21 protein-coding genes are annotated in these 24835 nt (G+C 73.3%); 3 read left to right on the top strand and 18 right to left on the bottom strand.

Annotated features, from left to right (window positions below):
* Nucleotides 1-3: 3 nt before the first annotated feature.
* Nucleotides 4-1194, bottom strand: coding sequence for a succinyl-diaminopimelate desuccinylase (gene dapE, locus IEW03_RS10635; protein ID WP_188523657.1), 1191 nt, complete (start codon nucleotides 1192-1194; stop codon nucleotides 4-6).
* A gap of 31 nt (nucleotides 1195-1225) precedes the next feature.
* Here dapE and dapD point away from each other — a divergent pair, with 31 nt between their 5' ends.
* Nucleotides 1226-2194 carry a 2,3,4,5-tetrahydropyridine-2,6-dicarboxylate N-succinyltransferase gene (gene dapD / locus IEW03_RS10630; RefSeq protein WP_188523656.1) on the top strand — a complete coding sequence of 323 codons (969 nt, stop codon included), beginning with the start codon at nucleotides 1226-1228 and terminating at the stop codon, nucleotides 2192-2194.
* Between the two features lie 103 nt (nucleotides 2195-2297).
* Nucleotides 2298-3158, top strand: coding sequence for a hypothetical protein (locus IEW03_RS10625; RefSeq protein ID WP_188523655.1), 861 nt, complete (start codon nucleotides 2298-2300; stop codon nucleotides 3156-3158).
* A 34-nt stretch (nucleotides 3159-3192) separates the two neighbouring features.
* Here the strand turns inward: IEW03_RS10625 and IEW03_RS10620 are convergent, their stop codons facing one another.
* From IEW03_RS10620 to fdxA, 3 genes are all read right to left on the bottom strand, one after another.
* Nucleotides 3193-4539, bottom strand: a complete 1347-nt coding sequence (locus tag IEW03_RS10620; protein ID WP_188523654.1) for a citrate synthase — start codon at nucleotides 4537-4539, stop codon at nucleotides 3193-3195.
* 170 nt (nucleotides 4540-4709) lie between these two features.
* On the bottom strand, nucleotides 4710-5873 hold the full coding sequence (dapC, locus tag IEW03_RS10615; RefSeq protein WP_188523653.1) for a succinyldiaminopimelate transaminase: 1164 nt from the start codon (nucleotides 5871-5873) through the stop codon (nucleotides 4710-4712).
* Nucleotides 5874-5889: 16 nt separating this feature from the next.
* The gene (gene fdxA, locus IEW03_RS10610; RefSeq protein ID WP_188523652.1) at nucleotides 5890-6207 is read right to left on the bottom strand and encodes a ferredoxin; all 318 of its coding nucleotides are present in this window, start codon (nucleotides 6205-6207) and stop codon (nucleotides 5890-5892) included.
* Between the two features lie 118 nt (nucleotides 6208-6325).
* Between fdxA and IEW03_RS10605 the strand changes: the two genes are divergently transcribed.
* Nucleotides 6326-6610: a DUF6725 family protein gene (locus tag IEW03_RS10605; RefSeq protein WP_188523651.1), complete on the top strand. Its 285-nt coding sequence runs from the start codon at nucleotides 6326-6328 to the stop codon at nucleotides 6608-6610.
* A 33-nt stretch (nucleotides 6611-6643) separates the two neighbouring features.
* Here IEW03_RS10605 and IEW03_RS10600 read toward each other — a convergent pair whose 3' ends face one another.
* The 14 genes from IEW03_RS10600 to IEW03_RS10535 form a co-directional block, all read right to left on the bottom strand.
* A complete protein-coding gene (locus IEW03_RS10600) occupies nucleotides 6644-7690 on the bottom strand; it encodes a prephenate dehydrogenase (protein ID WP_229737915.1) in 1047 nt (348 codons plus the stop codon).
* Nucleotides 7687-8652, bottom strand: coding sequence for a prephenate dehydratase (locus tag IEW03_RS10595; RefSeq protein WP_188523650.1), 966 nt, complete (start codon nucleotides 8650-8652; stop codon nucleotides 7687-7689). Before IEW03_RS10595 ends, IEW03_RS10600 begins: the two co-directional genes overlap by 4 nt.
* On the bottom strand, nucleotides 8649-9530 hold the full coding sequence (locus IEW03_RS10590; RefSeq protein ID WP_188523649.1) for an ACT domain-containing protein: 882 nt from the start codon (nucleotides 9528-9530) through the stop codon (nucleotides 8649-8651). Before IEW03_RS10590 ends, IEW03_RS10595 begins: the two co-directional genes overlap by 4 nt.
* Complete coding sequence (locus IEW03_RS10585; protein ID WP_188523648.1) at nucleotides 9530-11833, bottom strand: VanW family protein; 2304 nt, start codon at nucleotides 11831-11833, stop codon at nucleotides 9530-9532. The genes IEW03_RS10590 and IEW03_RS10585 overlap by 1 nt, the downstream gene beginning before the upstream one ends.
* Before the next feature lie 216 nt (nucleotides 11834-12049).
* The gene (locus tag IEW03_RS10580; RefSeq protein WP_229737914.1) at nucleotides 12050-12472 is read right to left on the bottom strand and encodes a DUF6113 family protein; all 423 of its coding nucleotides are present in this window, start codon (nucleotides 12470-12472) and stop codon (nucleotides 12050-12052) included.
* Complete coding sequence (locus IEW03_RS10575) at nucleotides 12469-13458, bottom strand: PIG-L family deacetylase (RefSeq protein WP_188523647.1); 990 nt, start codon at nucleotides 13456-13458, stop codon at nucleotides 12469-12471. Before IEW03_RS10575 ends, IEW03_RS10580 begins: the two co-directional genes overlap by 4 nt.
* A gap of 19 nt (nucleotides 13459-13477) precedes the next feature.
* The gene (typA, locus tag IEW03_RS10570) at nucleotides 13478-15388 is read right to left on the bottom strand and encodes a translational GTPase TypA (protein ID WP_188523646.1); all 1911 of its coding nucleotides are present in this window, start codon (nucleotides 15386-15388) and stop codon (nucleotides 13478-13480) included.
* Between the two features lie 57 nt (nucleotides 15389-15445).
* A complete protein-coding gene (locus tag IEW03_RS10565; RefSeq protein WP_188523645.1) occupies nucleotides 15446-17230 on the bottom strand; it encodes a BCCT family transporter in 1785 nt (594 codons plus the stop codon).
* 114 nt (nucleotides 17231-17344) lie between these two features.
* Nucleotides 17345-19105, bottom strand: a complete 1761-nt coding sequence (locus tag IEW03_RS10560; RefSeq protein WP_188523644.1) for a dipeptide ABC transporter ATP-binding protein — start codon at nucleotides 19103-19105, stop codon at nucleotides 17345-17347.
* Nucleotides 19102-20079 carry an ABC transporter permease gene (locus IEW03_RS10555; protein ID WP_188523643.1) on the bottom strand — a complete coding sequence of 326 codons (978 nt, stop codon included), beginning with the start codon at nucleotides 20077-20079 and terminating at the stop codon, nucleotides 19102-19104. The genes IEW03_RS10560 and IEW03_RS10555 overlap by 4 nt, the downstream gene beginning before the upstream one ends.
* Nucleotides 20072-20998 (bottom strand): ABC transporter permease, encoded by a 927-nt coding sequence (locus IEW03_RS10550; protein ID WP_188523642.1) that lies wholly within the window; start codon nucleotides 20996-20998, stop codon nucleotides 20072-20074. Before IEW03_RS10550 ends, IEW03_RS10555 begins: the two co-directional genes overlap by 8 nt.
* 264 nt (nucleotides 20999-21262) lie before the next feature.
* Nucleotides 21263-22885: a peptide ABC transporter substrate-binding protein gene (locus IEW03_RS10545; RefSeq protein ID WP_188523641.1), complete on the bottom strand. Its 1623-nt coding sequence runs from the start codon at nucleotides 22883-22885 to the stop codon at nucleotides 21263-21265.
* A gap of 227 nt (nucleotides 22886-23112) precedes the next feature.
* Nucleotides 23113-23874 (bottom strand): ABC transporter ATP-binding protein, encoded by a 762-nt coding sequence (locus IEW03_RS10540; protein ID WP_188523640.1) that lies wholly within the window; start codon nucleotides 23872-23874, stop codon nucleotides 23113-23115.
* Nucleotides 23871-24812 carry an ABC transporter ATP-binding protein gene (locus tag IEW03_RS10535; RefSeq protein WP_188523639.1) on the bottom strand — a complete coding sequence of 314 codons (942 nt, stop codon included), beginning with the start codon at nucleotides 24810-24812 and terminating at the stop codon, nucleotides 23871-23873. Before IEW03_RS10535 ends, IEW03_RS10540 begins: the two co-directional genes overlap by 4 nt.
* Nucleotides 24813-24835: the final 23 nt, after the last annotated feature.

Genomic DNA, 24835 nt, shown 5'->3' with positions numbered 1-24835 from the left:
AGCCTATGCTCCGGCGGGCTCGCCCGCGCCGAGCAGCCACGAGCGCAGCGCGTCCCGGCCGACGGCCAGCCGGGCCACCGGCAGCCGCTCGTCGTCCTTGTGCGCGAGCACGGGGTCGCCCGGACCGAAGTTCACCGCCGGCACGCCGAGCTCGGCGAACCGGGCGACGTCCGTCCACCCGTACTTGGGCCGCGGGGCCTCGCCGGTCGCCGCGCGCACGGCGTCGGCGAAGTCGGCCGCCAGCGGCGCGTCCAGCCCGGGGCGGGCGCCCGGGGCGGCGTCCGTCACGACGACGTCGTACCCGGCGAAGAGCTCCCGCACGTGCGCCTCCGCCTCGGCGACCGTCCGCGAGGGCGCGAACCGGTAGTTGACGGTGACCGTGCACGCGTCGGGCACGACGTTGCCCGCGATCCCCCCGGAGATCCCGACCGCGTTCATGCCCTCCCGGTAGACCAGGCCCTCGACCTCCACCTCGCGCGGCTCGTACTCCGCGAGCCGCGCGAGCACCGGCGCCGCCGCGTGGATCGCGTTGACGCCGGACCACGACCGCGCCGAGTGGGCCGCGACGCCCGTCGTGCGGACCTCGACCCGCAGGGTCCCGTTGCACCCGCCCTCGATGCCGTTGTTGCTCGACTCGCCGAGGATGGCGAGGTCGCCGGCGAGCAGCTCGGGGTGGTGACGCACCAGCCGGCCGAGCCCGCTCAGCGACGCCTCGACCTCCTCGTGGTCGTAGAAGACGTACGTGACGTCGACGACCGGTTCGTGCCCCGGCCGCCCGAGCTCGACGGCGAGCGCGAGCATGATCGCGATCCCGCCCTTCATGTCGACCGTGCCGCGGCCCCACATCTCGACGACGCCGTCCGGCGACGTCTCGAGCCGCGTGGGCAGGTTCGGCGGCACGGTGAGCGGCACGGTGTCGAGGTGCCCGGCGAGCACGACCCGCTGCTCGCGGCCGAGCACGGTGCGGGCCACGAGCGCGTCCCCGTCGCGCAGGACCTCCAGGTGCGGCTGGGCGCGCAGGACGTGCTCGACGGCGTCCGCGAGGGCCGTCTCCTGGCCGGAAACCGACGGGACGTCGCACAGGGCGGCGAGCAGCGGCACGAGGTCCGACCCGGCGACGGTCGCGGGGTCCAGCAGGGCGAGCAGGTCGGCGGGCGCGCGGGAGGCGGTGGGATCCGTGGTCACGCGGACCATCGTGGCAGACGGGCGCACTAGTCTTGGCCCCATGACGACACCCGCTGCTTCGCGCCCCGCCTGGGGCCTCGGTCTCGCCACGGTCGCCGACGACGGCACGACGCTCGACGTCTGGTACCCCTCGCCCCGGCTGGGCGAGCCCCCGGCCGGTGACGTCGATATCCCCGCCGAGCTGGACGCGCTGACCGAGCGCGACGACGCGCGCCGCGTGGGCGTCTCGGTCGTGCGCACCGTGATCGACCTGGACGCCCCGCCCGCCGACACCGCCGACGCGTACCTGCGCCTGCACCTGCTGTCGCACCGGCTCGTAGCGCCGCACGGGGTCAGCCTCGACGGCCTCTTCGGGGTGCTGACCAACGTCGTGTGGACGTCGCACGGCCCCTGCGCCGTCGAGGGCTTCGAGGCCACCCGGCTGCGGCTGCGCGCCGACACGGGCCGGGCCGTCACCGTCTACGGGGTCGACAAGTTCCCCCGCATGGTCGACTACGTCGTGCCCGCCGGAGTGCGCATCGCCGACGCCGACCGCGTGCGCCTCGGCGCCCACCTGGCCGCCGGCACCACGGTCATGCACGAGGGCTTCGTGAACTTCAACGCGGGCACGCTCGGCGCGTCCATGGTGGAGGGCCGCATCTCCGCCGGGGTCGTCGTGGGCGACGGCTCGGACGTGGGCGGCGGCGCCTCGATCATGGGCACCCTCTCCGGGGGCGGCACGGAGGTCATCAGCGTGGGCGAGCGGTCGCTGCTCGGCGCCAACGCCGGCCTCGGCATCCCCCTGGGCGACGACTGCGTCGTCGAGGCGGGCCTGTACCTCACGGCGGGCACCAAGGTGACCGTGCTCGGCGAGATGGGCGCCGACGGCGACCCGCTGGTCGTCAAGGCCCGCGACCTCGCCGGCCGCGACAACCTGCTGTTCCGCCGCAACTCCCGCACCGGCTCCGTCGAGGTGCTCGAGCGCGGCGGCGTGGGCGTCGAGCTCAACGCCGCCCTGCACGCGAACTGACGGCCAGGGCCGGCGGCGGACGCGAGCGGGGTCGAGCACCGTGCACCAGGGGTCGCCGCGCGGGCGACCGCGCGCCCGTCGCCGGTCGGGGGCAGGCGTCGTCGTGGGGGTCGTCGTGGTCCTCGCCGTGGGCGCGGTGGCCACGGGGGCGGTCGTGCGGTTCCTCGACTCCCTCGACGACGAGGCCGAGCCCGTGCGGTGCGCCGCCGAGCTGGACGGCACCTCCTGGTACCTGTCCCCCGAGCAGGCCCAGAACGCCGCGCTGATCACCGGGACGGCCGTCCAGCGCGGGCTGCCGGGGCGGGCCGCGACGATCGGCCTGGCCACGGCCCTGCAGGAGTCGCGGCTCGAGAACATCGACTACGGCGACCGGGACTCGGTCGGCCTCTTCCAGCAGCGCCCGTCGCAGGGCTGGGGCACGGTCGCCGAGATCATGGACCCGGTGTACTCGACCGGCGCGTTCTACGACGGCCTCGTCGAGGTGCCGGGCTACGAGGACCTCGAGGTCACGGTCGCGGCCCAGGCGGTGCAGCGGTCCGGCTTCCCCGACGCGTACGCGCAGCACGAGACCCGGGCGCGCGCCTGGGCGTCCGCGCTGACGGGGCACTCCCCCGGGGCCCTCACCTGCCACCTGCCCGACCTCGAGGCGGAGGCCGGCGACGAGACCGTGGACGACAGGGCTGCGCAGGTGTCCGCCCTGGCGGCGCGGGACCTCGGCATGGCGGACGGCACGGTGCGCGCCGCCGACGACGGCACCGTGCACCTGGACGCCGCCGCCCTCGGCGGGGAGACCGCCACGTGGACCGTGGCGCACTGGGCCGTGGCGACCGCGTCCGCGACGGGCGCCGTCGAGGTCCGCGCCGGCGACCTCGTGTGGACCCGCGCCGACCCGACATGGCACGAGGCCGACGGCGACCCCCAGCCGGAGGGCCGGGTCACCGTCGGCCTCGTGACCGGCGAGTAGCGCAGGGCGCGGGACGCCCTGCGGGATCAGCGGCTCAGCGCTGCTCGAGCGGGGTGTACGCCCGCTCGGTGGGGCCCGTGTAGACCTGCCGCGGGCGGCCGATCTTGGTCTGCGGGTCGGACATCATCTCGCGCCACTGGGCGATCCAGCCGGGCATGCGGCCGAGCGCGAACAGCGGCGTGAACATCGCCGGGGAGAAGCCCATGGCCTTGTAGATCAGGCCGGTGTAGAAGTCGACGTTCGGGTAGAGCTTGCGCTCGACGAAGTAGTCGTCGCGCAGCGCGATCTCCTCGAGGCCGCGGGCGATGTCGAGCAGCTCGTCCTTGGCACCGAGGCGGTCGAGCACGGCGTCCGCGTGCTTCTTGACGATCGCGGCGCGCGGGTCGTAGCTCTTGTAGACGCGGTGCCCGAAGCCCATGAGGCGGACGCCGGCCTCCTTGTTCTTCACCTTCTTCATGAAGGTCTCGACGGAGTCGTCGCCGCTGCGGATGCTCTCCAGCATGGTCAGGACGGCCTCGTTCGCGCCGCCGTGCGACGGCCCGGACAGGGCGTTGATCCCGGCCGCGACGGACGAGTACAGGTTCGCGTTCGACGAGCCGACGATCCGCACCGTCGACGTCGAGCAGTTCTGCTCGTGGTCCGCGTGCAGGATGAGCAGCTTGTCCATCGCGGCGACCAGCACCGGGTCGGACTCCCACTGCTCGTAGGGGCGCGAGAACGTCATCCGCAGGAAGTCGTCGACGTAGCCGCGGGCGTAGTCCGGGTACAGCAGCGGCTCGTCGCGCGTCGCCCGGTGCAGGTACGACGTGATGGTGCGGATCTTCGCCAGGATGAGCACGGTGGCGAGCTCGACGGCCTCGGGGTCGTGCGGGTCGAGCGACTCCGGGTAGTACGTCGGGAGCGCGTTGACGGCCGACGCGAGGATCGACATCGGGTGCCCGCCCCGCGGGAACGAGGACAGGAAGGCGCGGAAGCCCTCGGGCACCAGGGTGTGCCGGTTGATCCGGTCGGTGAAGCTCTCGAGCTCGGCCGGCGTCGGCAGCTCACCGTGGATCAGCAGGTAGGCGACCTCGAGGAAGGTCGAGGAGTCGGCGAGCTGCTCGATCGGGTACCCGCGGTAGCGCAGGATGCCCTGGTCGCCGTCGATGTAGGTGATCTCGGACTCGCACGACGCGGTGTTCGTGAAGCCGGGGTCGACCGTGACCATCCCGGTGTCCCGCAGGAGCGAGGACACGACGATCCCGTCGTTCCCCTCCGTGGCGGGGACGACGGGCAGCTGCCGGGCGGTGCCGCCCGTGACCAGCTCGACGGTGGCAGCGCCACTCGGGGTGCCGGTCGAGGTGCCGTCGGGTGCGCCGGCGGCAGGCTGGGTGGAGGTCATGTCTTCCTTCCCTGACGGGCTCGACGGCGCCCCACGTCGGGATCCGGCGAGCGCGTGACTCGTGACTCTGGACGGGGCGGCCCGGGGCACGCCGGCCGCGACGTCCCCGAGGGCGACCGCGGCCTGCGGACGAACCTACCCCCCAAGACCATGGTGTTCCAATCCCTGGGTCAAGATGGTGTGATGCGCGCCACAGCCCGGGTCACGGCGTCGTCAGGGGCGGTGAGCGCCACCCGGACGTGCCGGTCGCCGGCGGCGCCGTAGAACTCCCCCGGCCCGACGAGCACGCCGCGGCGCGCGAACCACGTCGCCAGCTCGCGCGACGTCGCCCCGGCGGGCGGGCCAGGCTCGGCCGAGCCGTCCGCCGGGCGCGCCCACAGGTACAGCCCGGCCTCGGAGCCGTCGACGACGAACCCCGCAGCGCGCACCGCGCCGGCCAGGGCGTCCCGGCGCCGGGCGTAGACCTCGCGCTGGGCGGCGACGTGCGCGTCGTCACCCAGCGCCGCCGTCATCGCCGCCTGCACCGGGGCGGGCACGATCATGCCGAGGTGCTTGCGGGTGGCCAGCAGGCCCGCGACCAGCGCCGGGTCGCCCGCGACGAACGCCGCGCGGTACCCGGCGACGTTCGACTGCTTGGACAGCGAGTACGCGACCAGCAGCCCGTCGTGGCTGCCGCCCGTCACCCGCGGGTCGAGCAGGCTGGGCACCCGCGACGTGCCGTCGTCCCCCATCCACCGCTCGGCCCACGGCAGCTCGGCGTAGCACTCGTCGCCGACGAGGACGGCACCGATCTCGCGGGCCGCCTCGACGACACGGCGCAGCTGCGCGACGTCGGCCACGGCCCCCGTCGGGTTGCCGGGTGAGTTGACCCACACGAGCCGCACGTCGTCGCGGCCGGCCCAGGCGTCCACGTCGTCGGTGGCCAGCGGGGTGGCACCCGCGAGGCGCGCACCCACGTCGTAGGTGGGGTACGCGACCGCCGGGTGCACGACCACGTCGCCCGGCCCCAGGCGCAGCAGCGACGGCAGCAGGCCCACGAGCTCCTTGGAGCCGAGGGTGGGCAGGACGGCGTCCGGGTCGAGGTCGGGCACCCCGCGCCGGCGGGCGAACCAGCCCGCCACGGCCGCCCGCAGCGCGGGCGTGCCGTGGGTGAGCGGGTAGCCGTGGGCGTCGGACGCCGCCGCGAGGGCGTCGCGCACGACGTCCGGCGTGGGGTCGACAGGGGTGCCGATCGACAGGTCCACGACGCCGTCCGGGTGGGCGCGCGCCGTGGCGCGCACGTCCCCCAGGGTGTCCCAGGGGTACGCGAGGGAGCTCAGGTCGGCGAATCCCATGCCGGCCGGCGCGCGCTCAGGCCTGCGGGGGCAGGGCCGCGATCATCGGGTCGTCCTTGTCGATGACCCCCATCTTGGCCGCACCACCGGGCGAGCCGAGGTCGTCGAAGAACTCGACGTTCGCGCGGTAGTAGTCCTTCCACTGCTCGGGGACGTCGTCCTCGTAGTAGATGGCCTCCACCGGGCACACCGGCTCGCAGGCACCGCAGTCGACGCACTCGTCCGGGTGGATGTACAACGAGCGCGAGCCCTCGTAGATGCAGTCCACGGGACACTCCTCGATGCACGCCCTGTCCTTGACGTCGACGCAAGGCTGAGCGATCACGTAGGTCACTGCGGGTACCTTCCAGGTCACGAGGGCCGGATGCGGGCGGGGCCCGCACCGCGGCGCATGCGGTGTGGTGCAGGGGCCGGCAGGCCGTGCCCCTCCACCGAACTCTAGTATCGATGGCGTGGTGCTCCCGCCCTCAGCCCCCCGTCCGTCCGCGTGGCGAGACCTGCCCGTCGGCGCGCGCGTCGTCGTGCGCCGCCGCCTCGCGCCCGAGGAGGCCGACGGGCACGTGTGGACCGACGTCATCGGCGTCGTGCTGGGAACCGGCCCGGACGGGCTGCGGCTGCGCCGCGACCCCGCCCGCGGGTCGGGCGCCCCGGGCGAGGCGGACGAGGTCGTCGTCCCGGCCGAGGCGATCGAGGCGGCCAAGCGGCTCGGCCCCCGGCCGACCCCGCGCGGCCGCTGACCCGCTCGTGCGGCCGGGTCGTCGGCGCGGTCGTCAGCGGGCTCGCGGGAAGGTCACCTCGGCGGCCGCGGCGGTGACATGTCTCACGACCCCGCCGGCGGCACAGCGCTCCAGGAGCACCGCGGGCCAGTCGCCCTCCAGCGGCACCTGGTCGACGGCGGCGACCGGGGCGTTGCCTCCTTCGCGCACGTCGTCGGCCGCGTGGAAGAAGCCGTGCAGCGGGGCGTTCGTCTCCAGCGCCGCGACGACGAGCTCCAGGTCGCGCACCACCTTGCGCAGGGCGGGGGCGACCCACGCCGCGTTCGCCGCGACCATCGCCTCGGTGCGGGCGGGGTCGGTGCGGGCGACCCGGGTGCCGTCCCGGAAGCTGCCCGCCGCCAGCCCCAGCGCCACGTCGCGCACGGGCGCGCCGGCGACGGCGTTGAGCAGCTGCGTGGCCAGCACGTGCGGCACGTGGCTGACGAGGGCGGCCGACTCGTCGTGCCGGTCGTCGGTGAGGACGGCCGCCGTGCCCTCGAGCGGCCCGGTGATCAGCCCCAGCACCTGCGCGAGCCGCCGCGGGTCGGTGCCGCCGGCCGTGTCGCCGGTGCCGTGGACCGGTGCCGCGACCGTCACCGCCCACGGTGCGCCGTCGAGCAGCCCGCGGGACGACGCCTCGAACCCGCTGTGCTCGGTCCCCGCCATCGGGTGCCCGCCGACGTACCGTTCGCCGAGGCCCGCGTCGGTCATCGCCGCGCGCACCTGGCCCTTGACGCTCCCGACGTCCGTCACGGTCGGGTCCCAGCAGCCGGCGGCGGCCAGCAGGTCCCGGAGCGCCGACGCCGTGGCGCGCACCGCCCGCAGCGGGACGGCGAGGACGACGACGTCGGGCCGCGCGGCGCACAGCCCGGCGAGGTCGTCGGCCACGGTGAGCCCCGCGGCGCGTGCGGCCTCCCGGGTCGCGGGCGCGACGTCGGTCGCGACGACGTCGACGCCGCGCTCGGCCAGCAGCCGCGCGAGCGAGCCGCCGACCAGGCCCAGGCCGACCACCCCCACGCGCCCCACCGGGTGCGCGGCGACCGGCCCGTCCGTCCCGCTCACCACAGCAGGCCCCGCGCCAGGTCCGCGGGGCCGTCGTCGCCCAGCACGCTGCCCGTGGGCACGTGGTCGGGCAGCACGCCGTCCAGGCCCGGGCCGCCCGGCGCCACGGGGTACGAGCCGAGGACCTTGAGCGAGTCGCCCGCGGCCAGCAGGGCCGTGAAAAGGTCCCGCACCTGCGGCTCCCAGGGGGCGCCGTCGAGCGTCACGACGAACACGTACTGCCCCTCGCGCACCTTCAGCGGCCGCTCCACCAGGCTCGACATGTTGACCCCGCGCTCGGCGAACTCCGCCGTGACGCGCGCGAGCACGCCGGGGCCCGTCAGCACCGGCGTCACCGCGACCATGGTGCGCCACGCCCCCTCGGCCTCGCGGAGCGGGGCCCAGGCGGCCGCGGCGTCGTCGCGCGGGCACAGCACCAGGAACCGGGTGCGGGCGCCCGCGAAGTCCTCCACACCGGTGGCGAGCGTCTCCAGCCCGTACAGCTCGCCGCACAGGCGCGGCCCGAAGGCGACCTGGTGGTCGGCCAGGTCGCGGCACGCCGCGGCGTTGGACGACGCCGGGACGCCCAGCAGCCCGCGCTCGGCCATGAAGCGGGTGCACTGCGCGAGGCCGTGCGGGTGCGCCGTCGCCTCGCGGAGGCCGGCCGGGTCGGCGTGCCCCGGGCGGACGAACGCGTCGAACGACACGTCGAGCACGACCTCGTCGACCGCGACCACGTCACCGCTGCCCACGAGCGCGTCCAGCGACGGCACCACGTAGCCCTCGACGGAGCTCTCGATCGCCACCACGCCCCGATCGGCCGCGCCGGCGGCCACGGCGTCGTGCACCTGGCCCACGGTCGCCAGCGGATCGGGCCGCACGTCGTGCGCGACGCGCGCGGACGCCCAGGTGAGGACGGCCTGGTGCGTGAACGTGCCCTCCGGGCCGAGGAACGCGACGCTGCGGCCCGCCGCAACCGTCATGCGCCCGCCCAGCGCGGCCCCAGCAGCCGCGGGCCGGGGACGAACCCGTGACCGGGCAGCACCGCGAGGGTGCGGTGCGCGACGCCCCGTCCGTCGAGCTCGGCCACCAGCCCGTCGAGCACCCCGACGTCCGGGCACGCGAACGACGTGAAGAACACGTGCGGCCCGTGGGCGGAGGGGTGGCTGCGCAGGTGCTGCAGGTCGACGCCCGCGTCGGACAGGACCGCGAGCGTGTGCTGCAGCGACCCGCGGTGGTCGTCCGACGGCCCCACGGCGAGCCACACCTGCGCGGGCTCGGCGAACCTCGGCCACGAGGCCCTTGACTCCAGCAGGCCGTACCAGACGGGCCCCCGGCCGGCGAGGTGCTCGCTGCCCGGGAGCTCGGCCCAGCCGGCGGGCACCCGGGACCTCTCGACGACGAGCGAGCCGGACGGGCCGGCGATCGTGGCCCGCTCGTCGATCGTCGACCGCGTCGGCACCAGGCGGGGGCTCACCCCCATGCCGCGCAGCACCTCCTGGCAGTCGCGCACGCCCGCCTCGTCGATCACCACCTGACCGCCGGCGGCGCCCACCGGCGCGACCCAGACCCACTGCGGGTCGACCGCGACCGCGGCCGTGAGGATGAGCGACGGGTCGCCGGCCAGGAGTGCCTCCTCCAGGCCGGGAGCCGGCTGCTCCGGGTGCCCGAGGTGCACGACGGCCGCCAGGTCGTCGATGCTCGCCACGGTCGCCAGCGTGTCCGTCGTCGTGCCGAGGTCCAGCAGCTCCGTCGACTCGTCGGCGACGCCATCCGTCGTCGCCGACGCCCCGGCCCAGCGTGCCTGCCGGGCCGCCGCGGCGGCGTGCGCCGGCGACTCCCGCTCCGTACGTCCCAGCATCAGTCCCCCGAGCTCTCGTCCCGACCGGCGTCGTCCCCCTGGTCCTGGTCACCGCCGGACTTCTTGTCGTCCTTGCCGTCGTCGCGGTCGGAGCCCCGGTCGGCCTTCGGCTCGTCGCACTGGATGCCGTTGTCGGGCTTGTAGGTCCAGTTGTACGACTCGTCCTTGACGACCTTGCCGTCGTGGCTGACCTTCCGGTAGTTCGTGATGCTGAACCCGTCCTGGCCCGCCGGGTAGTACTCGCACTCCGGGCCGCTCTGGTGGACGGTCGTGGTCGGCACGACGTTGCGCTTGGGGCTCGCCGACGTCTTCACGTCGTAGTACTCGGTCGACCAGACCGCGACGTGCAGCTCCCCGCCCGAGACCCAGGACTGCATCACCGCACCGTACGGGGTGTCGTTCGTGAACTTCATGTCGATCGAGCCCACGTAGATCGTGGCCTCACGACCGGCCGGGTAGCGGGTGAACCAGTAGCTGTGCGGCTGGTGCCCCGCGTCGTCGTAACCCGCGAAGAAGCCCGCGTTGTAGGTGGTGGTCGCCATCTGCGACAGACCGCCCCCGACGCCCTCCGTGTGCATCCCGTTGCTCACCACGCCGGACGCGACGTACCCGTTCTCCAGGGTGATCGGCGAGAGCGTGTCCACCAGGGAGAACGTGTCCCCCGGCGCGATGAACGTGCCGGTGACCAGCTGGGCGCCCCGGATGAGGTTCTGCGTGCGCACCGTGTCGCTGGTGAGCGGCGTCGAGAACTCCGAGACGACCTCCTTGACGCCCATGCCCTCCAGCGCGGCCTTCGTGTACTCCGGGTCCTGCTCCGTCAGCTCGAGCTCCACCGACCGGTCGTCGCCCAGCGCCGCCTTGCCCACCGACTTCGCGGTGGCCTCCGGGTCGAGGGTCGTGCCGGTGGCGCCGCCGACGACCACGGGCTTGCCCCCCGAGAACTCGAAGTGCGCGTCGTCGGGCTCGGTGAGCAGGTCGTCGGTCCGCGCGACGACGGCGCTGACCAGCTGCTCACCGTCGAACTGCGGCGTCAGCGCGCCGTCCTTCGGCTCGAACGACGTGGCCTTGGCGAGCGCCCGCTCCGGCAGCTCGACTGACTGGCCGCCGACCTGCACCGTGACCGGGGCCTCGGTCACCTTCTCGGCCTGCGCGAGCGCCGCGTCGGTCGCGTCCTGGTCGATCTTCGGCGCCACCGGCTCGGTGGGCAGCTCGACCGGGGACGTGGTCACGAGCCAGCTCGAGGTGAGGACGTCGCCCGCCTCGTCGGCCACCGGCTGGGACCCGTCGACCGCGTCGGTCGCGACGGGCTTCGCGCCCTTGAACGCCACGGTGCCGTCCACCGGCTCCACGACCAGCGCCTCCTGCAGCCCGTCGACCGCGGCGTCGAGCGTGCCGGCGTCGACGTCCACCACGGGGGCGACCTCGCCGCCGCCGACGACGTGGTCCCACAGCCGGGCGGGCGCCAGGGAGAAGCCGGTGAGGTCGTCCACGGTCGCCGCCGCGTCGAACGTCAGCCCGGCCTTCGCCGGGTCGAGGGTGCTCGACGCCTCGCCCGCCTCGACGGGGATCGGCTCCGCCGCGCGCGGCCCGAGGTCCGCGGTGAGGGCCGCGGCCGCCTCCTGCTCCGTCATGCCCCCGATCTCGACACCGGCGACCGTCGTCTCCTTCGGCACCGTGTCGGCCACCGCCCACTGGGCGGCCGCGTACGCACCGGCCAGGACGACGACCCCGAGGCCCGCCCACAGCGCCACCTTGGGCGCGCGGCTCGGCGCGCCGTCGCCGGACAGGCCGTCGAGCGGGGAGCCCGTCTCGCCACCGCCCGGCGGGTCGGCCGGAGCCCCCGCACCGTCCCCGGCGGTCCCCGAGCCCGGGGGCACGGCCGGCGGCGGGGGCGGGGTGAGCGTGATGCCCGTCGAGGTGTCGGCCGCCGGCGGCGACGCCGGCACCACCGGCAGCGCCTGCGTCGGGCTGCCGGTGGCCGACGGCGCGGCGACGGTCGCGACCACCCGCTGCTCGTACGCCCGGACGCTGGGCTGGTACGGGGTGTCGTCCTCCGGCTCGGCGTCCACGGCAGGCTGCGGGTCCTCCTGCGCGCCAGCACCGTCGGGGGCGTCGGCCTGCGGGGCGGCGTCAGCGTGCGGAGCGTCGTCGTCCGGAGCGTCGTCCTGCGAGGCGCCGCCCTGGGGACCTGCGTCCTGCGGTGCGGGGGCGTCTGCCCCCGCACGGGCCGGGTCGTGCTCCGTGGCGCTCGGCTCGGGCACCCCGTCGGACGGCTCGGGCGCGGGCTCGGTCGGATGACCCATGGACGGCTCCGTGGGGGGCTCGAGGACGGGGCTCGAGGCCCCGGACGGTCGGTGGGTGCGGGGGTCTCCCCCGCGTGCAGGATCCTACTCGGGGGCGCCGCGCAGATTGCGGCGAACCCAGGATGAAAAACCCAAACCGGACCCACTTCGTTACAGAGCGGTCATCACGAGGGGCAGGCGTCCACAGGACGGACACAACCCCCTGCCCACGGCGGGTCAGCCGCGGTCGGTGAACCACCGCCGCGGCAGGAACGCGGCGACGAGGAACATCGCCATCCCGCCGTACGTCCACACCAGGCCGACCGCCTGCGCCGGCACCAGCACGTCGCCCCCGGGGCCCTCGAGCGCCAGGACCTGCACCGCCAGCACCCACCCGGCGCCGGCGGCCAGCATGGTCCCGAGACCCGACCAGGCGCGGCACAGCACCGCCGTCGAGAGCGTGATGGCGAGGGCGAGGACGATGCCCACGGGCAGGTCCTGCCACTGGGTCCGGTGCGCGACCGTCCCCAGCATGCCCACCGTGGCGCCCAGGACGAGGGCCAGGACCGCGCGGCCGGCGAGGGCGTACCAGCGCGCCCGGGCGGGACGCCCGCTGGCCGGGACCGGGTCTCCGGCAGTGGCCGGCTGGGTGCTGCTCATCGCGGCGAGCCTACCGGTGCGTGACGCACGTACGTCTCGTGCGCGAGGACGGGCGCGAGGACGTCGTTGCTCAGCGCGTACCAGCCGAGGAGCCCGTCGCGGGGTTCCCCGTCCGCAGCGACCCGTGTCGCGTGCTGCACCTGCGTCGCGTGACCGCGCATCGCGGCGAGGAGCGGCTCGAGGACGGGTGCCACCGCCACGCGGACGGTCGCGGCGCCCGCGAGCCCGGCGTCGTCCTTCGCGACCGGCGGCAACGACTCGTCCGGGTCGGGGAACGAGAGCCCGACGTCGTGCGCGAGCGTGCGTGCCACGGCGTCGGCCGCGAGAGCGCGACGGGCGGCGCGCACCTCCGCCGCCGGGGCGACCGCCTCCCAGCGCTCGGGCACGAGCCAGGGCTCCCCCGGCACGGGCGCGGCAGGGTCGGCGGCGAGGGCCACGGCCCGCACGGTCACCTCGTAGGTCCGCACGTGGTCCGGGTGCCCGTATCCCCCGCGCGGCTCGTACGACACGACGACGGCGGGGCGCCGGTCGCGCAGGACGGCGGCGAGGCGGACCGCCGCGTCGTCGAGCGGGACGCGGCTCAGCGCCGTGGCGGGGGCGTCGGCCCCCGGCCCCGCGACGCCGGGCGCCACCCACTGCATCCCCGAGTCCTCGAACCGGGACACGGGCGGGCCCGCCGGCACGGTGTCGAGGAAGGCGTGGTCGGACACGCCGAGCGCGTCGAGGGCCGTCGCCACCTCGTGCTCGCGGTGGGCGGCCAGCGCGCGGGGGTCGCCCTCGAGGCGGGCGAGCCCCGTGCGGTGGTGCGCGGTGTCGATGACCTCGCCGCGCTCCCCGCGGGTGCAGGTCACGACCGTCACGGGCTGCCCGCGGTGCGCCCAGGCGGCGAGCAGCGCCCCGGTCGACAACGTCTCGTCGTCCGGGTGCGCGTGCACCGCCAGGAGCGGCCCCTCGGGCAGGAGCGACGGCCCGCCGTCCTGCGTCATCGGTCCCCGCGCGTCATCGTCAGGCGCGCTTGGCCCTGGCCGTCGCGCGGGCGCGCTCGGTCGCGTCCAGCACGACCTTGCGGATGCGGACGACCTCGGGGGTCACCTCGACGCACTCGTCCTCGCGGGCGAACTCGAGGGACTCCTCGAGCGTCAGGTGCTTCGGAGGAGTGAGGTTCTCGAACGTGTCGCTCGAGGCGGCACGCATGTTCGTGAGCTTCTTCTCCTTGGTGATGTTGACGTCCATGTCCTCGTTGCGAGCGTTCTCGCCGACGATCATGCCCTCGTAGACCTCCTGCGTGGGGTCGACGAAGAAGGTACCGCGCTCCTGCAGGTTGATCATCGCGAACGGAGTCACGACACCGGAGCGGTCCGCGACGAGCGAACCGTTGATGCGGGTCTCGATCGGCCCGGCCCACGGCTCGTAGCCCTCGGAGATCGAGGACGCGATGCCCGTGCCGCGCGTGTCGGTGAGGAAGCGCGTGCGGAAGCCGATGAGCCCGCGCGCCGGGACCATGAACTCCATCCGCACCCAGCCGGTGCCGTGGTTGCTCATGGTCTCCATGCGGCCCTTGCGCTGCGCGAGGAGCTGCGTGACCGCGCCGAGGTACTCCTCGGGGACGTCGATCGTCATGCGCTCCATCGGCTCGTTCCGCTTGCCGTCGATCTCCTTCGTGACGACCTGCGGCTTGCCGACCGTGAGCTCGAAGCCCTCGCGGCGCATCTGCTCGACGAGGATGGCGAGCGCCAGCTCGCCACGGCCCTGGACCTCCCAGGCGTCCGGACGCTCGGTCGGCAGCACCTTGAGCGAGACGTTGCCGATGAGCTCCGAGTCCAGGCGGTCCTTCACCTGGCGCGCGGTCACCTTGTGGCCCTTGCCGCCCTTGCCCGCGAGCGGGGAGGTGTTGATGCCGACCGTCATCGAGATGGCCGGGTCGTCCACCGTGATGAGCGGCAGCGGGCGCGGGTCGTCGAGGTCGGTGAGCGTCTCGCCGATCATGATGTCGGCGATGCCGGCGACGGCGACGATCTCGCCCGGGCCGGCCGACTCGGTCGGCACCCGGTCGAGGGCCTTGGTCTCGAGCAGCTCGGTGATCCGCACGCTGGTCAGCGTCCCGTCGTGGCGTGCCCACGCGACCGTCTGGCCCTTGCGCAGCGTGCCGTTGAAGATGCGCAGCAGCGCCAGGCGGCCGAGGAACGGCGACGCGTCGAGGTTGGTGACGTGCGCCTGCAGCGGCATGTCGGCGTCGTAGGTCGGCGCGGGGATGGTCGACAGGATCGTGGCGAACAGCGGCTCGAGGTCCTCGTTCGCGGGCAGCGAGCCGTCCGCGGGCTGGTCGATCGAGGCCCGGCCGGCCTTGGCCGAGGCGTAGACCACGGGCACGTCGAGGATGGCGTCGAGGTCGAGGTCGGGCACCTCGTCGGCGAGGTCGCTCGCCAGCCCGAGCAGCAGGTCGGTGGTCTCGCCCACGACCTCGGTGATGCGCGCGTCGGGACGGTCCACCTTGTTCACGACGACGATGACCGGAAGCTTCGCGGCCAGGGCCTTGCGCAGCACGAAGCGCGTCTGCGGGAGCGGGCCCTCGGACGCGTCGACGAGCAGGACGACGCCGTCGACCATCGACAGGCCGCGCTCGACCTCACCGCCGAAGTCGGCGTGGCCCGGCGTGTCGATGACGTTGATGGTGATGCCCTCGGGCGCCCCCGCCTCGGCCGCCGCCGGCCCTGCGTACCGCACCGCGGTGTTCTTCGCGAGGATCGTGATGCCCTTCTCGCGCTCCAGGTCGCCCGAGTCCATGACCCGGTCGTCGACGTGCTGGTGCGCGGCGAAGGCGCCTCCCTGACGCAGCATGGCGTCGACCAGCGTGGTCTTGCCGTGGTCGACGTGGGCGACGATCGCCACGTTGCGCAGGTCTGAGCGCACAGACATCAAGGGGTCTCATTTCCATCGAGAGGGAGGGCGCCCACGATCCGGGGCCCACCCATCTTACCCGGACGGGTCGGGTCCCGACGGCGCCTGTGACCCACCCGACCCTGCCGCGCCGTCCCCCGGCGGTGGAGCCGCTCCCTGCCCGGGGGCCCGTCTCCGGGGCAGCCGCAGCCGCAACGCCCCCGGTGCCGGCGGCAGGACGTTCTCCCACCGCCCCGCGAGCGTCGTCGCCACCTTCTCGGTGACGTCCTGCGTCAGCTCCGCCCGGGCCGCGCGTCTCTCGGCGCGCACGATGAGCCGGTGCTCGGCACTCAGCTCCTTGACGACGGACACGGCCATGCCGATCAGCACGAGGGAGAAGGGCAGGGCGATGAGGATCGCGGTGGTCTGGAGCGCGCTGAGGCCGCCGGCCAGGAGCAGGGCGGCCGCGACCAGCCCCTCGAGGATCGCCCAGAACAGCCTGCTCCACAGCGGCGGGTTGGGGTCGCCGCCGTTCGCGAGCATGTCGACGACGAACGACCCGGAGTCGGACGACGTGACGAAGAAGACGATGACCAGCACGATCGCCGCGACGGACAGCCACGCGCCCCCGCCGGGGAGCGTGTCGAAGAGCTGGAACATCGCCGTGTCCGTGTTCACCCCCTCCGTCCCGTCGGGCAGGGTGGCGAGCATGCTGCCGGGCTCGGCGATCTCCTGGTTCAGCCCGGCGCCGCCGAAGACGCTGAACCAGATCGTGGTGACGACCATCGGCACGGCGAGGGTTCCGAGCACGAACTCGCGCACGGTGCGTCCCCGCGAGATGCGCGCGATGAAGACCCCGACGAACGGTGCCCACGACATCCACCAGCCCCAGTAGAAGATCGTCCAGCTCGACTCCCAGGCCAGGCCCTCGTCCCCCCGGAACGCCAACGTGTCGAACGTCAGCTGGATCACGTTGGCGAAGTAGTAGCCGAACGACTGCACCCACTCGCGCAGGAGGAACAGGGTGGGGCCTAGCACGATGACGACGCCGAGCACCACGCCTGCCAGGACCATGTTCCCGTTCGAGAGCCACTTGATGCCCTTGGAGAGGCCCGACGCGACCGACAGGGCCGCGACGGCCGTGATGGCGGCGATGAGGCCGATCTGCAGCGCTATCGACGCCTGGTCGACGGCGCCGAGGAATTCGAGCCCGTTGGACACCTGCAGGACGCCGAACCCGAGCGACGTCGCCACGCCGAACACCGTGCCGATGATGGCGACCACGTCGATGGCGTCCCCCAGCCTGCCCTTGACCCGGTCGCCGAGGAGCGGCTCGAGCGCCCAGCGGATCGACACCGGCCTCCCCTTGCGGTGGATCGCGTAGGCGAGCGCCAGGCCCGCCACCACGTAGATCGCCCACGCGTGGATGCCCCAGTGCAGATACGTCTGCCCGATCGCGGACTGCGCGAGCGCGGCGTCGTCGCCGGTCACACCGGGCTTCGGGGTCTCGAAGTGCGACAGCGGCTCCGCCACGCCGAAGTAGACGAGGCCGATGCCCATCCCCGTGGCGAACAGCATGGAGAACCACACCGGCAGCTTGAAGTCGGGCTCCTCGTCGTCCGGGCCCAGCACGATGTCGCCGAACCGGCTCAGACCCATCCAGATCGCGAAGACGACGAAGCCCGCGACGATCAGCACGTAGTACCAGCCGAAGACACCGATCACCTCGCCCTGCAAGGTTGCCATGACGTTCGTCGTGGCCTCCGTCGCGAAGACCGCGAGCAGGACGAACAGCACGATGATCCCCGCCGCCGGGTAGAAGACGCCGCGGGCCAGGGTCGACGCCCGCCTCGCGGCATGTGTCGTCTCGGTCCGTGTCATGGGTTCACACTTCCCCCCACCTGGGGCACCGGCAAACGCAGCAACGCCGGTGGGGCCGGACCACGTGCGTGGTCCGGCCCCACCGGCGTGCGTCCGATCGGGTGCTGCGGGAGCTCAGCCCGCGATCTTCGCGTCCTCCAGCCCCGCGCCGGGGATGGCGGCGAGCAGGTCCCGCGTGTACTGCTGACGCGGGTTGTCGAACACGGCGTCGGTGGACGCGTACTCCACGACCTGGCCGTTCTGCATCACGACGACGGAGTCGGCGATCTGGCGCACCACCGCGAGGTCGTGCGTGATGAACAGGTACGACAGGCCGAGCTCGTCCTGCAGGCTGCCGAGCAGCTCCAGGATCTGCGCCTGGACCAGCACGTCCAGCGCGGAGACCGCCTCGTCGAGGACGATGACCTCCGGCTTGAGCGCCAGGGCGCGCGCGATCGCGATGCGCTGGCGCTGGCCGCCCGACAGCTCGTTGGGGAAGCGCCGCATGGTCGACGCCGGCAGCGACACGAGGTCCAGGAGCTCTCGGACCCGCGCCTCACGCTCCTTCTTGCTTCCGACCTGGTGCAGCCGCAGCGGCTCCTCGATGGAGCTGAAGATCGAGAACATCGGGTCGAGCGAGCCGTACGGGTTCTGGAACACCGGCTGGATCCGCCGCCGGAACGCGAACTGCTCCTTGGGCGACAGGCCCGCCACGTCCGTGCCGTCGAACTCGACGACGCCCGACGTCGGCTCGAGGAGCCCGAGCACCATGTTGGCCGCCGTGGACTTGCCGGAGCCCGACTCCCCCACCAGGGCGAGCGTCTCGCCGCGCGGGAGCGTGAAGCTCACGTTGTCGACGGCCGTGAAGTCGCTGGACGCCCCCGGCCGGGCCCCGCGGATCTGGAAGACCTTGGTGAGGTCGCGCACCTGCACGATCGGGCGGCGCCGGGTCTCCTCGCCGTCGGCGTGGTGGCTGAGCAGCTCGTCCGGGGTGGCACCCTCCTCGCGCGCCACCTGGATGCGGCGCGACGCCAGCGACGGTGCCGAGGACACCAGCCGCTTGGTGTACGGGTGCTGCGGGTCGGCCAGGATCTGGCGGGCCGGCCCCGACTCCACGACGCGCCCCTTGAACATCACCACGAGGTGCTCGGCGCGCTCGGCGGCCAGGCCCAGGTCGTGGGTGATGAACAGGACGGCGGTGCCCAGCTCCTGCGTGAGGACCTCGAGGTGGTCGAGGATCTGCCGCTGCACCGTCACGTCCAGCGCCGACGTCGGCTCGTCCGCGATGAGCAGCTTGGGCCGGGCCGCGAGGCCGATGGCGATCAGCGACCGCTGGCGCATGCCGCCCGAGAACTCGTGCGGGAACTGGCGGGCGCGCCGCGCCGCGTCGGGCAGGCCCGCCTCGGCCAGGAGGCCCGCCACCCGCTCCTTGCGCTCGGCCCGTCCACCCTCGAACCCGTTGGCCCGCAGCGCCTCGTCGATCTGGGTGCCGATGCGCCACACCGGGTTGAGGTTGGACATCGGGTCCTGCGGCACGAGGCCGATGTCGCGGCCGCGCATGGCCTCCATCTCGACGCGCGGCAGGCCGACGATCTCGCGGCCGTCGAACGTGATGGAGCCGCCGGTGACCTTGCCCGTGCCGGGCAGCAGGTCGATGACGGCGTGCGCCGTGGTGGACTTGCCGGAGCCCGACTCGCCGACGATCGCGACCGACTGCCCGGGGTAGACCGTGATGTCGACCCCCCGCACGGCCTTGACCTCCCCCACACCGGTGGTGAAGGAGACCTCGAGGTCGCTGATCTGGAGCAGCGGCTTGTCGGTGCCCGCGTCGTAGCTCGTCCCGGCGGGCCGGCCCGTCGGCAGCCCGCCGCCGGTGACTGGGAACTGTGTCGTCATCGCTTCCGTGCCTTCGGGTCGAGGGCGTCGCGCACGACGTCGCCCATCATGATGAAGCCGAGCACCGTGAGGGCCAGGCCCCCGGCCGGGTAGAAGAGGATCTGCGGCGCCTGGCGGATCGCGTTCTGGGCCTGCGAGATGTCGCCACCCCACGAGACCGTGCTCGGCGGCAGGCCGATGCCGAGGAAGCTCAGCGTCGCCTCCGCCACGATGAACGTACCCAGCGCGACCGTCGCGTAGACGATGATCGGCGCGGCCGAGTTCGGCAGCACGTGCTTGAGCAGGATGCCGCCGCGCCCCATCCCGAGGGACTTCGCCGCCGTGACGAACTCGTTGTTCTTCACCGACATCACGGTGCCTCGGCTGATGCGGGCGATGGACGTCCATCCGAACGCCGCGAGCACGAACGCCACCGTGAAGCTCGTGCGGTTGGTCGTGATCGACATGATGACGATGGCGGCCAGCACCAGCGGGATCGCGAAGAAGATGTCGGTGATGCGCGACAGGATGGCGTCGAACCAGCCGCCGAAGTAGCCGGCGACGGCGCCCATCGTCGTCCCGAGGAGGACCACCATCGCGGTGGCCATCACGCCCACGAGCACCGAGGCCCGTGCGCCGTACAGGGTCCGGGAGAAGATGTCGCAGCCCTGCTTGTCGTAGCCGAACGGGTGCCCCGGCTCGGGGGCCCCCAGCGAGTCGGCCAGGTTGCAGTCGAACCGCGGGTGGATGTCGGTGAACCAGCCGGGGAACGCCGCGACGATCACGACGAGGACGATGATGGCGGACGCGACCCAGAACATCGGGCGGCGGCGCATGTCGCGCCACGCGTCCCGCCAGAGGCTGGACGGCGCGTCGGTGGTGCTGACGGCGTCGACGGCGCCGAGGCCACCCTCGTCGAGCTCGGCGGCGAAGTGCTCCTGGCCGGGGCGCGGTCGGCGCCCGCCGGGCAGGGTCTCGGTGCGGTTCTCAGGCATAACGGATCCTCGGGTCGAGGGCGGCGTACAGCAGGTCGACGACCAGGTTCGCCGCGATGTAGACGATCACCAGCACGGTCGTCAGCGACACCACGGTGACGTTCTCGCCACGGATGATCGCGTCGTACAGGGTGCCGCCGACGCCGTTGATGTTGAAGATGCCCTCGGTGACGACCGCCCCGCCCATGAGGTTGCCCAGGTCGGCGCCGAGGAAGGTCACCACGGGGATGAGCGAGTTGCGCAGCACGTGCCGGCCGTTGACCTGGGTGCGGCGAAGACCCTTGGCGCGGGCGGTGCGCACGTAGTCGGCGCTGAGGTTCTCCGCCACCGACGTGCGCGTCAGCCGGACCACGTAGGCGAAGGACGTCGCGGCCAGCACGATCGCCGGCAGCAGGAGCGTGTAGAAGTCGGGATCTCGTCCCGCGGTCACGGGCAGCCAGCCGAGCTCGACCCCCACGACGAACTGCAGGACGAACCCCATGACGAACGTCGGCACGGCGATGACGAGCAGGCTGATGACCAGCACGGTGCCGTCGAACCAGCCGCCCTTGCGCATCCCGGCGATCAGGCCGAACGTCAGGCCGAAGACCGCCTCGATGACGAGCGCCATCATGGCGAGCTGGAACGTCACGGGCAGCGCCTGCGCGATGACCTCGGTGATCTCCCGTCCGCGGAAGTCGACACCGAAGTCGAGCGTGAAGACGCCCTTGAGGAAGAGCAGGTACTGGACGATGAAGGGCTCGTCCAGGTTGTACTGCTGGCGGATCTGTTCCTGCACGGCCTCGGGGAGCCCGCGCTCCCCGCCCAGGCCGGCCACGGGGTCACCGGGCCGCAGGAATACCAGTCCGTAGAGCAGGAGGGTCGCCCCTAGGAACACAGGGATCAGCTGCAGGAGCCTGCGTCCGAGATACCAGAGCATGCGTGTTGTCTCCTCGTTGGCTCCGGGGGGTACCCCGGGCTACGGGTTCATGGTGTCCGGGCCACGTCGCCCGGACAAGGTCGGGGGCGGGGGGTGCACCGTCGGCACTCCCCGCCCCTCACCGTCGGGTGGCCGACCGCGACGTTACAGGACGCGGTCGGTCGGCTCCGAATCGACGGTCCGGCTCAGCGCTCGCGGTCCGGGAGCACCGGTCCACGAGCGCTGAGCCGGCCGTGCCGAGTCAGAACCGATTCGTCAAGGACGTCACTCGGACTTCGTCACCTGGTAGAGCAGCGGGTCGCTGTCCCAGCCGAAGACGACGTTGTCGACCGCCTCGGAGTAGCCGGCGGTGACGTTCTGGTACCACAGCGGGATGCCAGGCATGTCCTCGAGGAGGATCGTCTGGGCCTCCTTGTACGCCTCGATCGCCTGCTCCGGGGTCTCCGCGCCGTTGCCCTCCTTGAGCTTGGCGTCGAACTCCTTGTTGGAGTAGCCCATGTCGTTCGAGCCCGCGCCCGTGCCGTAGATCGGCCCGAGGAAGTTGCTCATCGCCGGGTAGTCGGCCTGCCAGCCGCCACGGAAGATGCCGGAGATGGCGTCGTTGTCACGCGCGTCGAGGAACTCGTCGAACGTGGGGTACGGGTCGAACTCGCAGCCGATCTCGAGCGCGCTGCGGACGTTGTTGCAGACCGCGTCCACCCAGGTCTGGTGGTCGGAGTCGGCGTTCGAGGCGATCTGCAGCGTGAAGTCGGCGCCGACCGGGTCCATGGCCTCGGCCTCGTCCCACAGCTTCTTCGCCGCCGCGGCGTCGTACTTGAGCACCTCGTTGCCCGGCAGCTCCTCGGTCCAGCCGTCGATGACCGGCGAGGTGAAGTCGGTGGCCGGGGTGCGCGAGCCGTTGTAGATCGTCTCGGTGATCTGGTCGCGGTCGATGGCCATCGAGATCGCCTCGCGGCGCAGGGTGCCGGCCTCGCCCTGGAACTCCTTGACGTACTCCGGGACGTTGATGACCTGGATGACGGCGGAGGGCTGGTTGACGGCCCGCTCGCCGAGCTCGTCCTCGAACGTCGCGAACGACGACGACGGCACGTTGGTGACGATGTCCAGCGAACCCCCGAGGAGGTCGTTGTACGCCGTGTCCTCCTCGGTGTAGGCCATCAGGTCGACACCGCCGTTCTGCACGGTGCGCTCGCCCTTGTAGTCCTCGTTCGGGCGCAGCTCGATCAGGGAGTTGTGCTCCCAGGTCTCGACCTTGTACGGGCCGTTGCCGACCGGGGTCTCGCCGGCCGCCTTCGGGTCGTCGAAGAACGACTCGGGCAGCGGCATGAACGCGGCGTAGCCCAGGCGCATCGGGAAGTCCGACTCGGGCTGGTTGAGCTTCACCGTGAACTCGGTGTCGCTCACGACCGTGAGACCCGTCAGCTCGGAGTCCTTGTCGTACGAGAAGCCCTCGATGGGCTCGAAGAAGTACGACAGGTTCTGCTTGTTCGAGAGCTTCGCACCGTAGTTCCAGGCGTCCACGTAGCTCTGCGCCGTGACCGGGGTCCCGTCGGTGAACGTCCACCCGTCCTTGAGGGTGATCGTCCAGGTCTGGTTGTCCTCGGACTCGATGGACTCGGCCATCTCGTTGTGCACCTGGCCCTCGGCGTCGTAGTACACCAGGCCGGCGAAGATGTTCGAGATGACCTTGGAGCCGTAGGTCTCGTTGGTCATCGTGGGGATGAGCGGGTTCTGCGGCTCACCGTTGCTCACGGTGACGATGCCGGTGCTCGGGCCCTCGTTCGCGGCCTCGGGGTCGTCACCGGAGCCGCCGCCGCACGCGGACAGCAGCAGGGCCGAGGTCAGGGTAAAGGCCCCGATCCCTGCAAGTCGTCGTCGAGGTGTCACGTGTCCTCCTGAGTTGAGTCGCTCACCGCGGAGGTGAAACCACGGCGAGGATGCAGGCGCAAGCGCGCGCACTGCACTGTGCGCCCGTGAGCCTAGTCACGTCTGGGGCCCAGGTCATACCCTTGGTCCCCTTTGTGACCGGAACCGTGACCATTCCGGTATCTGGCCGCAACCTCCGTGTCACGCTCCCACGCCCGGGACACGGCACGTTCCCGCTGCTCATCCGGTCAGACGGGCTCGAGGCGCCCGTCACGCAGCACGAGCACCCGGTCGGCCCTCGCCACGAGCTCCGGGTCGTGCGTGGTGACCACGGCCGCGACCCCGCGCTCGTGCACCAGACCGCGCACCAGGTCCATCACGACGGTCGCCGTCGCCGAGTCCAGCTGGCCGGTGGGCTCGTCCGCGAGCAGCACCCGGGGCCGGTCCACCAGCGCCCGCGCGATGCCGACCCGCTGCTGCTGGCCGCCGGAGAGCTCGTACGGCCGCTGCCCGGCGTGGTCGGCCAGGCCCACCGCCTCGAGCGCGGCCGCGACCCGCCGCGCGCGGTCCCCCGGCTCGGTGCGGGCGAGGCGCAGCGGGACCTCGACGTTCTCCGCCGCCGACAGGACGGGGATCAGCCCGAACGACTGGAAGACGAACCCGATCTCGCCGCGGCGCACCGCGTGCAGCTCGTCCTCGCTCATCGCCGACAGCTCCCGGGCCGCGTCAGCCCGCGCGCCCGCCGCGCCGTCGGGCGAGCCGTCGAGCCACACCCGGCCCGCGGTGGGCCGGTCGAGGCCGCCGAGCAGGTGCAGCAGCGTCGACTTGCCGGAGCCGGACGGGCCCACCACGACCAGCAGCTCGCCCGCCGCGACCTCGAGCGACACGTCCGCAAGGGCGCGCACCTCGCCCGCGCCGCTGCCGAAGACGCGCGAGACGGCCTCGGCCCGCAGCACCGTGCGCGTGGCCGTCCCGCTCGTGGTCGTCCCGTCCACCGTCGTGCCCGTCATCGCTCCTCCGTCCGGTCGGGCCGCACCTCGACGCGGTCGGGCTCCAGCGCGAGCCGGACCCGGTCGCGCAGGTCGAGCGCGTCGACGAAGTCGGGCGGGAGCTGCAGCCGCCCCACCCGGTCGAGGACGGCGAACTCCTCCGCGACGTGCCGCTGCGCGCCGTCCTCCCCGACCTCGACGCGGCGCAGCACCTCCGTCGAGGTGCGCCCGTCGCGGATCTGCACCGTGCGGGACACGTGCTCGGAGACGGCGGGGTCGTGCGTGACGATCAGGGTGGTGACGCCCGTGGAGGCGTTCACCGACCGCAGCGCCTCCAGCACGTCCACGCTCGCCGCCTCGTCCAGCTCGCCGGTCGGCTCGTCCGCGAGGAGCACCTGCGGGGCGCTCGCCATCGCCACCGCGATCGCCACGCGCTGCTGCTGCCCGCCCGACAGCTGGTCGGGCCGCCGGTGGGCGACGTCCGCGACCTGGAGCAGCTCGAGCAGCTCGGCGACCCGCGCGTCGCGTCGCGGGCCGGCGCCGGCGCGCGGGCCGGTGCGCGAGATCTCCAGCGGGAGCCGCACGTTCTCGGCCGCCGTGAGGTACGGCAGCAGGTTGCGGCCGGTCTGCTGCCACACGAACCCGACGGTCCGGCGCTGGTAGCGCACGCGGTCCCGAGGCCCCATCGACAGCAGGTCGGTGCCCGCCACGACCGCCGACCCCGCGGTCGGCGTGTCCATCCCCGACAGGATGTTCAGCAGGGTGGACTTGCCGGAGCCCGACGCGCCGACGAGCGCGACGAGGTCGGACCGCGCGACGCTCAGGTCCAGCCCCTGCAGCGCCTGGACCTCGATCCCGTCGGTCGCGAAGATGCGCACCAGCCCGCGGCAGCGGATCTCCTCGACGCTCCCGGCCGGTGCCTGCCCGGCGACGTCCGCCCGCGCCCGTGTGTCGGTCATCCCGCCTCCTCCTCGCCCGTCCG

This window comes from Isoptericola cucumis, from assembly GCF_014635665.1.
GTDB lineage: Bacteria > Actinomycetota > Actinomycetes > Actinomycetales > Cellulomonadaceae > Isoptericola > Isoptericola cucumis.
The sequence above is the reverse complement of the archived record's forward strand: the minus strand, read 5'-3'. Positions and strand labels throughout refer to the sequence as shown.